Genomic DNA, 14,781 nt, shown 5'->3' with positions numbered 1-14,781 from the left:
ACGTCCCGTCTGCCGCGGAGCACGTCTGCGGGGGCGGTCGTACCGTTCCCTTGACCCCGTCACCCCACGGAGGACCACGTGACCGAGCAGTACGACATCCTGATCGTCGGTGGCGGCAACGCCGGCGTGTCCCTGGCCGCCGCACTGCGGCGGAAGCGGCAGGGTCGGGTCGCCATCGCCGACGGCCAACAGCTGCACCGCTACCGGCCGATGCTGAACTACGCGGCGGGCGGGCAGGCGGACATGGCCCGGTTCGAACGGCCGATGCGGGCCGTCATCCCGGACGGGGTCGAATGGATCCCGGACCACGTCGTGGCCGTGGACGCCGAGGAACGGACCGCGGTGACGACCACCGGGCTGACCGTGGGCTTCCGCCACCTCGTGCTCTGCCCGGGGCTGACCCCGTGGTGGGGTGCGATCGACGGGCTGCGTGAGGCCTACGCCGCCGGATGGGCGGCGAGTGCGCACGTGCCCGAGCACGTGGACACCGCCCGGGCGCTGCTGTCGCGTGTGGCCACGGGGGACCGTGTGGTGGCGAATGTGCCGGCTGAGCCCTCCTCGTGCGGCGGCACCGTGCTCAAGGCGCTGTTCCTGGCCTGCGCGGCGTGGGAGCGCACGGGGATCCTGCCGGACGTGGATGTCCACCTGGTGACCCCGTACGGCCGGATCCTGGACCGGCAGACCATCGACCCCGCTCTGGCCGAGGCCGTGGCAAGGTACGGCATCCATGTGCACGCCGGCGCAGAGGTGAACGCCGTGGATCACGAGGCCCGCGAGGTGGTGCTCAACACCGGTGAGCGGATCACCGACGTCGCGGCCGCGTACATCACGCCCGTGGTGCGGGCCCCGGAGTTCATCGCCGAGGCGGGCCTGGCGGACGACGGCGAGGCCGGCCTGGCGGCGGCGGATCCCGAGACCCTGCTGCATCCCGTGCACCCGCACGTGTGGGCGCTGGGCGACGCCGCCGCCCTGGGCACACGGCCCTCCGGCGGTGCCCTGCGCCGGCAGGTCAAGATCCTGGCCCAGAACATCCAGGCCGCGGACGCGGGGAAGCCGCTCCAGAAGTACGACGGCTACACCGTGATCCCCGTGATGGTCAGCCGGGACGAGCTGGTCCTGGACGAGCACGTCCGCGACGGCTCCGAGGACCGGTCGATCCCCGGCGTGGACCTGACGACGCCGCGGAAGAGCACGGCGGCCTTCGACCGCTTCGGCCAGCCCCGGATCTACTGGCACCGACTGCTCAAGGGCAAGGTCTGAGCCCAACGTTCTCGCTGCCGCGACACGTGCGGCGGACGTGCTTTCTTTCGCGGGGCGCCCCCGCCCGATCCGGATGACGGCGCCGGCCCGCCGAGCGTTTTCGTTCGGGAAACGGCGGCGTGTCGCACCGCTGTCGTTCGGGAAACGGCGCCCTGCCGACGACGCCGCCCTCAGTCGTCGCGGCCCCGCACCGGGCGCTCCTCGAGCGTGGTCTGCACGACGCGCCCGCGCTCCCAGCTGTTCGCGCCCGGCACCACGTCCGGGACCGGGATGTCCGCGCGGTTGCGCCGCTTGGCCGCGGTGTCCACGCCCACGCGCTCGTCGCGGGCGCGCAGGAGGGCCTCGTCCACCTGGCCGTCGCCGGTGAGGGCACCGGAGCTCACCTCGTAGTGGTGGCTGTGCCACAGGCGCCGCTCCTCGTCGGGGAGGCTGCGGAACCGCTCCTCGCTGATGATGTACTCGATGCCGATCAGCCGCGCGTCCGGCGCGTTGCGGTCGAAGATCACGCACTGGTGCAGGTCGTGGCGCAGGTGGATGCAGAAGTGGCTGGCTTCGACCTGTCGGCCGAGGTCGTCGGCGTAGAAGTGCAGTCCGTTGAGATAGGTGCTCATCGCGCCCATGGGGTACTTCGGCTGGACCAGGCCGGATGCCGCGTCCAGGAGGCGGTGCTTGAGCGGGTGGCCCTTCCCGACGGCGCCCATGAGGGCGATCTTGCGGGCTGCGGTGACAGCGGCCGCGGTGCCCAGTCCGGCGGCGAACCCGAGGGCGGTGGAGGACAGGCGATGGGTGTTCATGGCCCCACGCTAGGAGCGCGGGGCGGGCTCGGCCAGAGTGGTGGAGCTGCCGGGGCTGCTCAGGAGGCGGGGACGGCGGCCCCTCGCCTCAGGCGATCCGGTGGAGCCGGTGCTCGCCGTCGCCGACGCCGAAGACCGCGCGCGTGCGCACCGACGAGCCCAGCTCGCTCACGTAGTCGACCACGCGGAAGCGGGCCTCGAGCATCTGGGCGGAGAGGTCCACGCGGAGGTAGCCGCGCAGGTCGTTGTTGAACTTGATGTGCGGGTTCCACGCGAGCGCCTCCGCGGCGGCGTCCGAGCCGTCGCCGCCCGAGGTGATCGACGTGGTGATGAGCTCGACGCCCACGGACTCCGAGGAGAGGTCGTTGAAGTCCCGCTTGATGTCCGAGGCGAAGGCCTCGTGGATGTCGCCGGTGAGCACGACGGGGTTGCGGACGCCCGCCGCGGTCCACGCGCTGACCACGCGGTCGCGCGAGGCGACGTAGCCGTCCCACGTGTCCATGTCGCCCCACAGCAGCGGGCCGGAGGTGCGGTCGTACTGCACGAACGGCACCTGCTGCGTGATGAGGTCCCAGCGGGCGACCGAGGTCTCGAAGCCCTCGCGCAGCCACGCCTCCTGCGCCGCGCCCGTGATGGTGCGCCGCGGGTCCCGTGCGTCGGCGTCGACGACCTTCACCAGGTCCAGGTTGGCCTGGTCCGAGCGGTACTGGCGCGTGTCCAGGAGGTGGAACGTGGCGAGGTCGCCCCAGTGGACGCGGCGGTAGAGCTGCATGTCGATGCCGCGGGGCACGGACGACGCGCGGAGCGGCATGTTCTCGTAGTACGCCTGGAACGCGGCGGCGCGGCGCGCGAGGAAGTTCGGGTCCCAGATCTCCGGGGTCTCGTCCGCCCAGTTGTTCTCGAGCTCGTGGTCGTCGAAGATCACGAGCCACGGGGCGGCGGCGTGCGCGTCCTGCAGGTGCGGGTCCGTCTTGTACTGCGCCATGCGGGCCCGGTACTGGGCGAGGGTGCGGGACTCCTCGTTCCTGTGGGCGCGCGGGACGCCCGAGGAGACCGGGTACCCGTACGGCATGATCTCGTAGTAGTAGTCGCCCAGATGGACCATGAGGTCGGGACGCTCGGCGGCCATGTGGCCGTAGGCGGTGAAGTAGCCGTGCTCCCAGTTGGCGCACGAGGCGACCGTCATGGTGAGGCGGTCCGGGTCCGAGCCGCGGGCGGGCGCGGTGACCGTGCGGCCGACGCGTGAGAGGTGGCCGAGCGCGCGGAACCGGTAGAAGTACTCGCGGCCGGGCTTGAGGCCGGTGAGCGTCACGTGCACCGCGTAGCCCTGCGTGCGGTCCGTGGTGACGGCGCCCGACCGGACGACCTTGCGGAAGCCCTCGTCCGTGGCCACCTGGTACTCCACCCGGAACGCCTGGTCCGGCATGCCGCCGAGGCCGTCGAGCGCGAGGGGGTCCACGGCCAGGCGGGTCCAGATCACCGCGCCGTCGGGCCACGGGTCGCCCGAGGCGACGCCGAGCGTGAACGGCGTGGGGCCAGTGGCCGCGTGGGCGGTGCCGGCCGGCGTGGCCAGCAGGGCCGCGGAGGCGACGACGAGGCCCGCCCCGCCGAGGAGGGTGCGGCGGGAGACGGGGTGGGCGGTCGGCTGCGCGGGATCAGTGTGCGAGGTCACCCGTGCAGGGTGGCAGAGACGGGTGACGCTTACGTGACCGGGCGGTGACGGCGAGGTGGGGCGGCCGGCGGGCACGACGTCGGTCCATACGACACGCGACAATGCGCGAAATGCATTTGCGCTAATCACCTATCGACTAAGGCCAGACCCTCTTGTGCTATTCGTGGGCCGGAGTAATCTCGATTCCAGCAGCACCGCCCCGGCCCGGGGCGGGCCCGAACCGGGAGGATCACGCCATGACTACCGCCGTCCGCACCTGCGCCGCCAGCGCCTGCGCCTTCAATGCCGAGTCGTCCTGCAACGCCCTGGCCATCACCGTCGCCGGCTCCGACCGCACGCCCGGCTGCGGCACCTTCGTCCAGCTGGACGTCCGCCGCCCGGTGGCCGAGGGCGCCTCGACCGTCGGTGCCTGCCACCGCCTCGAGTGCACGTACAACGCGGACCTCGCCTGCACCGCCGAGGGCATCGAGGTCACGGACGTGGCCACCTGCGCCACCTATACGATCGACTGACGCCGCCCCTCAGGGGTGGGTGACGCGCGCGGGGATCGCGTCCAGCAGTCGCCGCCAGGCGTGCCGGGGGCTGTGGTCGAGTCGGCCCGCACCGGGCAGGGCCACGTGCACCGCGGTGGTCTCGCCGTCGCGGACGCGCAGCAGGGTCACCCCGGCTTCGTCCGCGTCGAGGGCGTATGCGGGGGACTCGGGCAGGGGTTCGGTGTCGACCTGCAACGGGGTGCTCTCGCCCGGCAGCAGGCCCAGGGCGACGGCGTCGGCCAGGTCCGCGAGCACCTCGGGGGCGGTGCCCAGCACGTCGTCCGCCAGGTCTGCGAGCTCGGTCTGGTCGACGAGCCCGCGCGACGTGAGCGGCAGGGTGTGGCGGCAGAACACGGCGACGCCGTCGACGTCGTGCAGCAGGATCCGCTGGGTCTCGACGATGCCCACGCGCACCCGTGGGCCGACGTCGGCCACGAGGTCCGCGACGCGACCGCGCAGCCCCAGCTCCGCGACCTCGGCCGTGTCCCGGCACCAGCGCAGGGTGCCGAGCAGATGCACGGACGCCAGACGGGTGGGGAGCGTGAGGTCCAGGGCGTCGCGCAGGACGTCCACCCGCACGTCCAGCGGCGCGGGCGTGTGGAACGCGCCGAGCGAACCGAGGAGGTTGGGGACGTGGGCGACCACGAGGCGGCCGTCCGCGCTCACGCCGTGGACGGCCGTCGTGAGCGTCTCGCCGGCGCGGAAGGCCGTGACCTCGACGGAGCCCTCGCCGCGGAGCAGCCGCTGGGCCAGCAGCAGACGACGGGACGCCACGGGCGGCAGCGGATGGGCGGGGTGCGTGGAGGCGTGGGCCATGGGGGTCCTTCCGGCGGGGTCCGTGAACCAGTAAGGCACACCTCAGTGAGATACGCAAGGCGAGTGTTGTGTATTTGTCGCGTGTGGAGCGGTGGGGGCGTGTGCGGGGGCGGGGCGGTGGGGGCGTGTGTCAGGAATCGTCTGCGGATCTGACCCTTCTCGGCGGCCGTGGCCGGGTCAGAAGGGTCAGATGCGCAAAAGATTCCCGAGGGTAGGTGGAGGAGGGCATGTCGTAGTTGAGTCGTGCCGGGGTGAGTGAGGCCGGAGGGGCGGCCTTTGGCGCGGCCAACTGGACTCCGCCGAGAGGGGGCCGTTCTCTGGCCGGCTCGTCTTGAGCTGACGATGCGGACGCTGTGGAGGGGTCTGAACGCGAACGGTGAGGGGCCGGCGTCAGACCTCCGACCCGGGCACACCGTGGGCGACGTCCATCCGGACGTGACGGTCATGCCGCCGCGCGAAGGGGTAAAGCTGATGGAGACGTCGCAGCCGGTGTCCACGTTGTGGCAGGAGCATGTGCGGCAGTTCTCGGTCAGGGCTGGCACCAGCTGGAGTCCGTGGGGCAGAGCGTGGACGTAGTGAATGCGAGCGGCGACGATGTCATCGGTGGAGACGTGGAACGGGCATGTTCAGTCCACGACGCCGGTCAGCCTTCGAGCTCGTACCGGCGGTGGCGCAGTTCCCGCTCGGCGCCATTCAGCTGCGAACCGGTGAAGGGCAGGGCTGACAGGTCCACCTTCGCAGCTGCTGTCATGGCCACCGTCATGGCGGAACGGGCGGCGCGCTGGGGCAGGCCAATATTCGCAGCCAGGGCATCCCAATGGCGCAGACGCAGGGCCCTCGTGCGCCCGTCCACGGGCAGCGCCATGGTCATGTCCTCGTAGAGGGCGGTGCAGGGCACGTCGTACACCGGGGCGATGCTCCATCGGCCGCTCGAAGACTGCAGCACCGAGACGTTCTTCGCGTGGAGGTCGCCGTTGCCCGTCAACCACGCGTAGAGGAACTGCAGGTACAGGTTGCGCGTGGCGGTGAGTCGATGCGGAGTGAGGCCGGCCAGGACGTCGATGACCTCTTCCGTGGTCACGTTGTACTTCTGTGCCGGGTAGATGCCGAGGGCCTGTGCGGCGTCTTCGAGTGCGAGGCGCGCCCTTTCGCCGGAGCGGTCTGCAGTGCGGTCGAATCGGCGGACGAGAAGACCTGCCCGTCCGTGACGGTCGTGGACCACCGAGTGCTCGGACACGGGGATGCCGAGTGCCGCGGCATGACGCAGGTGGAGTGCTTCGTTGACCACGAGGTGGGGGTGGTCCGGTGGATCCAGCTTCAGCAGGGCGCTGTGCTCCTGAAGGTGCACGGGCACGTTGACCATGGAGGCCGAAGCCTTCGCCTGGACGCCGGGGAGGGCGTTGCGGTCAGGCACTCCCGCGAGGACGGCGAAGTCTAGCTTCTGCGGATCGTTCGTGGCGACGGGGGCCTCCGTGCGCAGTCGGTCGCCGGCTGGGACGACCTGCACATCGCCGGGCGCGTCCGTGCCGACGGCCAGGAGCAGGGTGAGCTCGTCGTCGGCCGAGGTCTTGGCCGCCGTGCGCAGAACGGTGAGGCGGTGCCCCTCTGGCAGGAGCCCTGAGAAGAACGGTGGGAGTCCGCCTCCGGCGGCGGTGACGGGGTCCTGAGCGACCGGCAGCGTGGAGGCCACAGGGTCGCCGGCGTACCCCTCGAGGTAGCGGAAGGTGATGGTTCCCTGTTCGTCACGGGTGAGTGTCCCCGCTGGGACGCCGCCCTTGTAGACGTCCGCGGCGGTGACGCGCTTCAGGTCCTCGAGTGCAGGAGTCGTCAACCGGTGACCTCGAGCTCGAGGCCGAGCACCTCCATGACGGAGAGCACCGACTTCAGGGTGCTCTTGCCGGTGCCGCGCTCGATCTGACGGACGGTCGCATCCGAGACTCCCGCCAGGTCTGCGAGCTGCTGCTGGGTCAGCAGGAGTTCTTTACGCATAGCGCGGACGCGGTCGCTGATCTTCATCAGGGCCGCGGCGGAGGAGACTGCGCGTGTGGTAGCCACGGCTCCATCGTGGCAGATGAGCAGCTGAAATCCGAAGGATTTTTCGGAATCTGTGATGTTCGACTGCTGCGGTCGCGCGTCGACACGCGAAGCCGAAGAAAACTTCGGATTCGGGGCTCCGGGGGTCGGTCGGAGAGTTGTCGCCCCCCGCATCCGAAGAAATCTTCGGAGCCTGGCCCTCAGGCATCAGGCGTGCGACTCTTCAGTGCCAGAATGAGGCCGACTGCCACACCGCCGTGCTCCGAAAGGCTCCGCCACCATGCCCTCTCCCCAGAACCTCTCGAACTTCGTGTGGGGGATCGCGGACCAGCTCCGGGGCGTGTTCAAGCCGAACCAGTACGGCACGCTCGTCCTTCCGCTCACCATCCTGCGCCGCATGGAGGCGGTGATGGCCCCGCACCGGGAGTTCTTCGCGGAGCTGGCGGCCAAGGGGCATCCGGACTTCGTCCTGGACAACCTGGTGCAGTCCCGCACGGGCTTGACGTTCTACAACCTCAGCCCCTTCACCCTGGACCGCATCCTGCAGGAACCGGACCTGCTCCGCACCAACCTGCTGGCCTACGTGGACGGGTTCTCCCAGAACGTGGCGGACCTGTTCACCTATTACGAGTTCGACAAGACGGTCGCCAAGCTGGACGAGCACGACCGTCTCTTCCTGGTCCTGCAGCAGTTCGCCTCCATCGACCTCTCCCCGGAGACCGTCAGCAACGCGGAGATGGGCACCCTCTTCGAAGACCTGATCCGCCGCTTCGCTGCCGCCTCCAACGAGACCGCCGGTGAGCACTTCACCCCGCGCGACGCGGTGAAGCTCCTCGTGGACCTGCTCACCGCCAACGACGACGACGTCCTCACCGGCTACCCGGTCCGCACCGTCTATGACCCCACGGCCGGCACCGGCGGCATGCTGTCCCTGTTGGACGAGCGCCTGCGCGCCATGAACCCGAACGCGGAGGTCCGCCTGTTCGGGCAGGAGCTCAACGATCAGTCCTATGCGATCTGCAAGTCCGAGCTGCTCGGCAAGGGCCAGGACGCGGACGGCATCGCCCGCGGGGACACCCTCAAGAACGACGCCCACCTGACCGAGCGCTTCGACTACGTCCTCTCCAACCCGCCCTACGGCGGTGATTGGAAGGCCTCCCGCACCGCGGTGGAGAAGGAGATCGCCGCCGGCGGCGCCACGAACCGCTTCCCGGGCGGCACCCCCGCCATCAGCGACGGGCAGATGCTGTTCCTCCAGCTCGTCGCCTCGAAGCTCCGCCCGGTCTCGGAGGGCGGGGGACGGGCCGGCATCGTCCTCAACGGCTCCCCGCTGTTCACGGGCGGGGCGGGCTCAGGCCCGTCCGAGATCCGCCGCTGGCTGTTGGAGTCGGACCTGGTGGACGCGATCGTCGCGCTGCCCACGGACATGTTCTACAACACCGGCATCGCTACCTATGTGTGGGTGCTGGACAACAACAAGCCGGCAGACCGCCGCGGCAAGGTGCAGCTGATCGACGCCCGCACGTTCTTCACCAAGCTGCGCCGCAACGTGGGCTCGAAGAACAAGGAGCTGTCCAAGGCGGACCGCCAGCGCGTGCTGGACATCTACCGAGACTTCGACGCCCAATCCGAGGACAACGCCGAGTTCTCCAAGGTCCTCACCGCGCAGGACTTCGGCTACCGGGAGATCACCGTGGAGCGCCCGCTGCAGCTGCGCTTCGAGGTGGAGGACGCCACCATCGCGGCGGCGCTCGCCACCAAGCCGGTGGACAAGCTTCCCGACGACGGCCGGTCAGCTCTCGAGACCGCCCTCGCCTCCCTGCGTGGCCGAGTCTGGGACCACCAGCCCACCTTCGTGCTGGACCTGAAGAAGGCGTTGAAGGAGCACGGCGTGACCGCCGGCGCTCCACTGGTGAAGGCCCTGACCGGGGCGATCGGCGTGCACGATCCCGAGGCGGAGGTGGTGACGAACAAGAAGGGCGAGCCGGAGCCGGACACCTCGCTGCGGGACACGGAACTCGTGCCCTTTGGCCGGGACATCCACGAGTACTTCGAAGCCGAGGTGGCCCCCCACGTGCCCGGCGCCTGGATCGACGAGTCCAAGACGAAGATCGGCTACGAGATCCCCTTCACCCGGCTGTTCTATAAGTACGTGCCGCCACGCCCGCTCGAGGAGATCGACGCCGAGCTCAAGCAGCTCACGGCCGAGATCATCGAGCTGCTGCAGGAGGTTGAGCGGTGACAGCTCTCGAATGGAGCCCAGAACTGCCAGCGGATTGGAAAGTTGAGCAGGCGCGCAGAGTCTTACGCCGGGTAAAGCGGCCGGTAAGGACGGACGATCAGACGGTGACCGCGTTCAGGGACGGAGAAGTGACGCTCCGCTCGAATAGGCGGACGGAAGGGTTCACTGAGGCGTTTGCCGAGTTCGGATACCACGGAGTGCGCGAGGGAGATCTGGCGATCCACGCGATGGACGGCTTCGCGGGTGCCATTGGCGTGAGCGACTCAGATGGCAAGGTCAGTCCGGTGGTGCATCTCTACGACGCCGGTCTTGGCGACGCGCGGTTCTTCGCCTATGCGCTGCGAGAAGCAGCCCGTGCTGGATTCGTGACGTCGCTCGCCAAGGGCATCCGTGAACGATCCACCTCTTTCGACCCGCAGACACTTGCCGCGATGGACCTCCCGGTTCCGCAGCCAATCATGCAACGGCGTATCGCGGACTACCTCGACCGCGAGACCGCCACGATCGACGCCCTGATCGACAAGCAGACAGCTCACGTTGGACTCTTGCGTGAGAGGCGACTTGCCGCTCAGAACAGGGCTGTCATGGGCCTGGACCTCGACTCTGACCTGATTGACGGTGAGCAGGTTCCCGTCGGATGGACTAGCGGACCAATCAAACGAGTTCTCGAATCGCTGGACTCACGCCGCGTGCCCTTGAACGCCGACGAGCGCGGTGCTCGCCAGGGATCTTTTCCGTACTACGGGGCTTCTGGTGTTATCGACAGCGTTGACGACTATCTGTTCGATGGGGATCTGGTGCTAGTTGGCGAAGACGGGGCGAATCTGCTCAACCGGTCAACACCTCTCGCCTTTGTTGCGTATGGGCAGTACTGGGTCAACAACCATGCCCACGTCTTACGTCCGAAGTTCGGCCCAGTGGAGTTCTGGGCGGCCAGAATTGAAGCCCTTGATGTGAGTCCTGTCGTGTCTGGTTCGGCACAGCCGAAGCTCACGGCAGATGCGCTCATGGCGTTACGTATCTCATGGCCTGAGAACCCAGATGACATGGCTCGAATCGTCGAGGTAATGACCCGCGAGACCGCCAAGATCGACGCGCTCATCGCCAAGGCGGAGCGGTTCATCGAGCTCGCCCAGGAGCGTCGCGCTGCGTTGATCACTGCCGCCGTCACAGGCCAGATCGAGATTCCCACGGAGGACTGACCGCCATGGCCATCCACAACGAGAGCGAGCTCGAGACCTACCTCTGCGAGTACCTCCAGGCCCACGGCTGGCTCTACTCGCCCGACGATGACGGCTACGACCGCAAGAACGCGATCTTCCCCGAGGACGTCCACGCCTGGCTAGCCGAGAACCAGCCGGAGGACTACGGGCGTCTCGTGAAGGCCGATGCCCCGGCCTCTGCCCAGCAGGCGCAGCGGGACCAGATCACCACCCGCCTGATCGACGTGCTGAACAAGCCGCAGGACACCGGCGTCGGCGGCACCCTCAACGTGCTCCGCAAGGGCTTCAAGGTCGGCACCTCCGCCACCCTGCGCATGGCCGAACCGCGGCCGGCCACGAACCTCAACCCGGCCGCCGTCGCCTCCTACGAGCGCATGCGGCTGCGCGTGATGCGTCAGGTCCACTTCACCGGGGCGCACGAAACCGAGTCCGTGGACCTGGTGCTGTTCGTCAACGGCCTGCCCGTGGCGACGATCGAGCTGAAGACCGACTCCACCCAGTCCATCGGCCACGCGAAGAAGCAGTACCGCGAGCGCAACCCGAAGGCCACGCCGTTGTTCGGGTTCGGCACCCGCGCCGTGGTCCACTTCGCCGTCTCCAACCGCGAGGTCTGGATGACCACCAAGCTGGCCGGGAAGGACACCTTCTTCCTGCCGTTCAACCAGGGCGACGACGGCCACGCCGGCAACCCGCTCAACCCCAACGGCTCCTCTACCGCCTACCTGTGGGAGCGGATTCTCCAGCGGGACACCTGGCTTGAGATCCTCCAGAAGTTCGTCTTCCTCAAGAAGGAGACCGTGGAGGACGAGCACGGCCGCTCGCGCCGGAAGTCCACGCTGATCTTCCCGCGCTTCCACCAGTGGGAGGCCGTCACGCAAATGCTCGCCGCCGTCCGTGAGGAGGGCGCCGGCAAGTCCTACCTGATCGAGCACTCCGCGGGCTCCGGCAAGACCAACACCATCGCCTGGACCGCCCACCGGCTGCTCTCCACCTACGGCGCGGACGAGCAGCGGGTGTTCGACTCGGTCATCGTGGTCACCGACCGCACCGTGCTGGACGACCAGCTCCAGGAGGCCGTCCGGCAGATCGAACGGACCTCCGGCACCGTGGTGGCCGTGGACCGCAAGAACCTCGGCGGCGAGGCCACCAGCAAGTCCGCCCTGGTCAAGCAGACGCTGCTGCAGGGCAACCGGATCATCGTGGTGACACTGCAGACCTTCCCCGCCGTGCTCGAACTCCTCAAAGGTGACTCGACGCTCGCCGGCCGCACCTACGCGGTGATCGCGGACGAGGCGCACTCCTCCCAGACCGGCTCCGCCGCAGCCAAGCTCAAGCGCGTGCTCACCCCCGACGAGCAGGCCGACCTCGAAGACGGCGGAAAGGCGGACACCGAGTCCATCCTCGCCGCCGAGGTCGCCGCCACCGGACGCCCCCAGAACATCAGCTTCTTCGCCTTCACCGCCACCCCGAAGGACAAGACCCTGCAGATGTTCGGCCGCCCCTCCGGCGAATACGACGAGAAGGGCCAGGAGATCCCGGCCTCCTTCCATCGGTACACCATGCAGCAGGCCATCGAGGAGGAGTTCATCCTCGACGTGCTGAAGAACTTCACCAACTACGGCACCGCCTTCAAACTGGCCCTGGCCGGACAGCAGGGCGAGTTCCGTCCGGAAGGCGACCGGGCCGCCGTCGGAAAGCCGACCACCGAAGTGGACCAGACCGAGGCGAGCAAGAAGCTCATGCGGTGGGTCAAGCTGCACCCGACGAACATCGCGCAGAAGGTGAAGATCATCGTGGAGCACTTCCGCGCCAACGTGGCCGGACTGCTCGACGGGCAGGCCAAGGCCATGGTGGTCACCGACTCCCGCGCCGCCGCCGTCCGGTACAAGCGCCAGATGGACCAGTACATCCAGGACATGGGGTACACGGACGTGGGCACCCTGGTGGCCTTCTCCGGCGAGATCACCGACGACGACTTCGGGCTCGAGAAGGTCACCGAGCGGTCCATGAACCCGTCCGTGACCGGCAACCTGGCGAAGGCGTTCGACGGGGACGGCTACCAGGTGATGATCGTGGCCAACAAGTACCAGACCGGCTTCGACCAGCCGAAGCTCTGCGCCCTGTACGTGGACAAGAAGCTCTCCGGCGTGCTCGCCGTGCAGACGCTCTCCCGGCTGAACCGCGCGGCACCCGGCAAGGACACCACCTACGTGCTGGACTTCGTGAACTCCGAAGATGACATCCAGGCCGCCTTCGAGCCGTACTACGCCGGCGCGAAGCTGGAGACGGTGACGGACCCGAACCTGATCCACGACCTGGGGACGAAGCTCGACGCCGCGGGCATGTACGACTGGGCCGAGGTCGACGCGTTCGCCGACGTGTGGGTGGCGTGGAAGCCGGGGAGCGGGCAGGAGGGCCTGCAGGCCGCGCTGGAGCCCGTGGCGTACCGGTTCCGCAAGGAGCTGGCGCATGCGCGGATGAACCAGGACGAGACGCGCGTGAACGAGCTCGTGATGATGCGCAAGGACATGCGGTCCTTCGTCAGCCTCTACGACTTCCTCTCCCAGATCTACGAGTTCGGGGACACCGAGCACTACAAGCGGGCGCTGTTCCTGCGGCATCTGGTGCAGCTCGTGGGCGATCAGCCCGGCGGTGAGGAGCTGATCGACCTGAGCGATGTGCAGCTGGTGAGCATCCGGCAGAAGAAGACGTCCTCGGGGGACATCGCGTTGACCGGTGGGGTCGCGCTGAAGGGGACCACCGCTGTGGGAGGCGGGCAGGTGCGTGAGAAACAGCGCGGGCCGTTGGAGGAAGTGATCGAGAAGATCAACGAGATCTTCGCCGGCGAAGGCGTGGATGCCTCCCCGTCCCAGCAGGAGGCGTGGGTCAGTGCCCTCGTGGCGCCGCTCATGGAGGACGAGAAGCTGCTCGGGCAGGCCGGAGCGAACTCGCTGGAACAGTTCCTGGCGAGCCCGAACCTGGAACGGTCGGCGATGGGCGCCGTGTACGCGAACGAGGACGCCTTCGCGAAGATGACGGACATCGTGGGCAGGGGCGGGGACCCGTCCAAGATGATCGTCGCTGCGATCGGGGAGTACTTGTACTGGAAGGTGCGGAGTGGTGGTGCTGCCAGCGGCGAGCCGGGGCCGGTCGACGTCGCGCACGGACCCTCCGACGTTTTCGCTGACGAGACACGCGCGGCTGGAAGCGTTTTTGCTGACGGCTCGGCGGACAGAACAGCATCGACCGTCCGAAAGGGGCAGTGACATGGCGCATCCCAAGACCCTGCAGGTCTTCCTGATGGACGGCTCTCCGACCGGGCGACTGAAGTGCACCCTCGACAACTGGACGGGCCTCGTCTACGTGGTGCCGCGGACCAGCCTGAATGTGCGGCCTCGGCCAGAAGCGTTCGAGTCGACCGGTGTGTACCTCCTGCTGGGTCAGGACGCAGACTCTGGCGAGGACGCGGTTTACGTGGGCCAGGCCGTGGGCCGCGTCAACGGCAACGGGTTGGTGGGCCGCATCCAAGAACACGTTGCCAATGGTCGGCATGATTTCTGGAACCGCGCCATTCTGCTCACCACCCTGGGTGATTCGTTCGGTCCCACTGAAGTCACCTTCCTGGAGAACCTCTTCTTCGAGCTGGCAAAGGCGACTGGCCGCTATCGCGTGGACAACGCGAGCACACCCCCCGAGGGCAATGTGACCGAAGAGAAGCGAGCCGAACTGCATGAATATGCAGACAAGGGCCAACTGGTCATCAGTGCGCTCGGACACCGCGTCTTCGAAGAAGTCGACGATCAGCGGGACCCATCCTCAGCACCCCAGCCCGGTCAGAAGCCGGACGACGCTGTCTACTCGATGTCGATCAACGACGGCAATGCCACGGGGCGTCCGACATCCGAGGGCTTCGTGATCTTCGCCGGGAGCCGCGTGGCCAAGGGCCTCAGGGATAGTGCACCCGCCGGGGTGCGTGCCAACCGTGAGAAACACCAAGCAGTGCTGACCATGGACGGAGTGCTGACCGCGGATGCCCTGTTCAGCAGCTCATCCGCGGCGGCTAGTTTCATCGCCGGAGGAAGCATGAGCGGTCCGCGCTCGTGGATCGCGCCTGACGGCCGCACACTGGGTGTGCACGAGGCTGCCGCGGCGGAAGCGGGCGATCTGGCCGACGGCGTCGCGTCGGTATGACCGCTCCTGCGGCCGC

General features: G+C 68.4%; 11 protein-coding genes. 6 read left to right on the top strand and 5 right to left on the bottom strand.

Translation table 11 applies throughout. The annotated features are described in order from the left end of the window. Positions 1-78 precede the first annotated feature (78 nt). Positions 79-1,260, top strand: a complete 1,182-nt coding sequence (locus tag AC3RKA_RS09585; RefSeq protein WP_489727171.1) for an NAD(P)/FAD-dependent oxidoreductase — start codon at positions 79-81, stop codon at positions 1,258-1,260. Positions 1,261-1,430: 170 nt separating this feature from the next. Here the strand turns inward: AC3RKA_RS09585 and AC3RKA_RS09580 are convergent, their stop codons facing one another. Both AC3RKA_RS09580 and AC3RKA_RS09575 read right to left on the bottom strand, forming a co-directional pair. Then, positions 1,431-2,054, bottom strand: a complete 624-nt coding sequence (locus AC3RKA_RS09580; protein WP_489727170.1) for a DUF1264 domain-containing protein — start codon at positions 2,052-2,054, stop codon at positions 1,431-1,433. Between the two features lie 88 nt (positions 2,055-2,142). Beyond that, the gene (locus AC3RKA_RS09575) at positions 2,143-3,726 is read right to left on the bottom strand and encodes an alkaline phosphatase D family protein (RefSeq protein ID WP_489727169.1); all 1,584 of its coding nucleotides are present in this window, start codon (positions 3,724-3,726) and stop codon (positions 2,143-2,145) included. Positions 3,727-3,962: 236 nt separating this feature from the next. On the opposite strand from AC3RKA_RS09575, the gene AC3RKA_RS09570 reads away from it, so the two are divergent. Further along, a complete protein-coding gene (locus AC3RKA_RS09570; protein WP_002857957.1) occupies positions 3,963-4,238 on the top strand; it encodes a DUF1540 domain-containing protein in 276 nt (91 codons plus the stop codon). A gap of 9 nt (positions 4,239-4,247) precedes the next feature. Here AC3RKA_RS09570 and AC3RKA_RS09565 read toward each other — a convergent pair whose 3' ends face one another. From AC3RKA_RS09565 to AC3RKA_RS09555, 3 genes are all read right to left on the bottom strand, one after another. Then, entirely contained in the window at positions 4,248-5,075 is an 828-nt protein-coding gene (locus AC3RKA_RS09565; RefSeq protein WP_489727168.1) for a hypothetical protein, read from the bottom strand. Between the two features lie 643 nt (positions 5,076-5,718). After that, positions 5,719-6,906: a type II toxin-antitoxin system HipA family toxin gene (locus AC3RKA_RS09560; RefSeq protein ID WP_363738693.1), complete on the bottom strand. Its 1,188-nt coding sequence runs from the start codon at positions 6,904-6,906 to the stop codon at positions 5,719-5,721. Continuing rightward, positions 6,903-7,130, bottom strand: a complete 228-nt coding sequence (locus AC3RKA_RS09555) for a helix-turn-helix domain-containing protein (protein ID WP_223247472.1) — start codon at positions 7,128-7,130, stop codon at positions 6,903-6,905. Before AC3RKA_RS09555 ends, AC3RKA_RS09560 begins: the two co-directional genes overlap by 4 nt. Before the next feature lie 259 nt (positions 7,131-7,389). On the opposite strand from AC3RKA_RS09555, the gene AC3RKA_RS09550 reads away from it, so the two are divergent. From AC3RKA_RS09550 to AC3RKA_RS09535, 4 genes are all read left to right on the top strand, one after another. Further along, positions 7,390-9,351: a type I restriction-modification system subunit M gene (locus tag AC3RKA_RS09550; protein WP_489727167.1), complete on the top strand. Its 1,962-nt coding sequence runs from the start codon at positions 7,390-7,392 to the stop codon at positions 9,349-9,351. A 104-nt stretch (positions 9,352-9,455) separates the two neighbouring features. Then, positions 9,456-10,553 (top strand): restriction endonuclease subunit S, encoded by a 1,098-nt coding sequence (locus AC3RKA_RS09545; RefSeq protein ID WP_489727166.1) that lies wholly within the window; start codon positions 9,456-9,458, stop codon positions 10,551-10,553. 5 nt (positions 10,554-10,558) lie between these two features. Then, positions 10,559-13,840, top strand: coding sequence for a type I restriction endonuclease subunit R (locus AC3RKA_RS09540; RefSeq protein WP_489727165.1), 3,282 nt, complete (start codon positions 10,559-10,561; stop codon positions 13,838-13,840). A gap of 1 nt (position 13,841) precedes the next feature. After that, the gene (locus tag AC3RKA_RS09535; RefSeq protein ID WP_489727164.1) at positions 13,842-14,765 is read left to right on the top strand and encodes a GIY-YIG nuclease family protein; all 924 of its coding nucleotides are present in this window, start codon (positions 13,842-13,844) and stop codon (positions 14,763-14,765) included. Positions 14,766-14,781: the final 16 nt, after the last annotated feature.

The organism is Micrococcus sp. iso_229 (genome assembly GCF_058072725.1).
The sequence above is the reverse complement of the archived record's forward strand: the minus strand, read 5'-3'. Positions and strand labels throughout refer to the sequence as shown.

Coding starts and splice junctions, on each gene's coding strand:
- AC3RKA_RS09580 (WP_489727170.1), bottom strand. CDS start 2,054: ATGAACACCCATCGCCTGTCCTCCACCGCCCTCGGGTTCGCCGCCGGA.
- AC3RKA_RS09570 (WP_002857957.1), top strand. CDS start 3,963: ATGACTACCGCCGTCCGCACCTGCGCCGCCAGCGCCTGCGCCTTCAAT.
- AC3RKA_RS09565 (WP_489727168.1), bottom strand. CDS start 5,075: ATGGCCCACGCCTCCACGCACCCCGCCCATCCGCTGCCGCCCGTGGCG.
- AC3RKA_RS09550 (WP_489727167.1), top strand. CDS start 7,390: ATGCCCTCTCCCCAGAACCTCTCGAACTTCGTGTGGGGGATCGCGGAC.
- AC3RKA_RS09540 (WP_489727165.1), top strand. CDS start 10,559: ATGGCCATCCACAACGAGAGCGAGCTCGAGACCTACCTCTGCGAGTAC.
- AC3RKA_RS09535 (WP_489727164.1), top strand. CDS start 13,842: ATGGCGCATCCCAAGACCCTGCAGGTCTTCCTGATGGACGGCTCTCCG.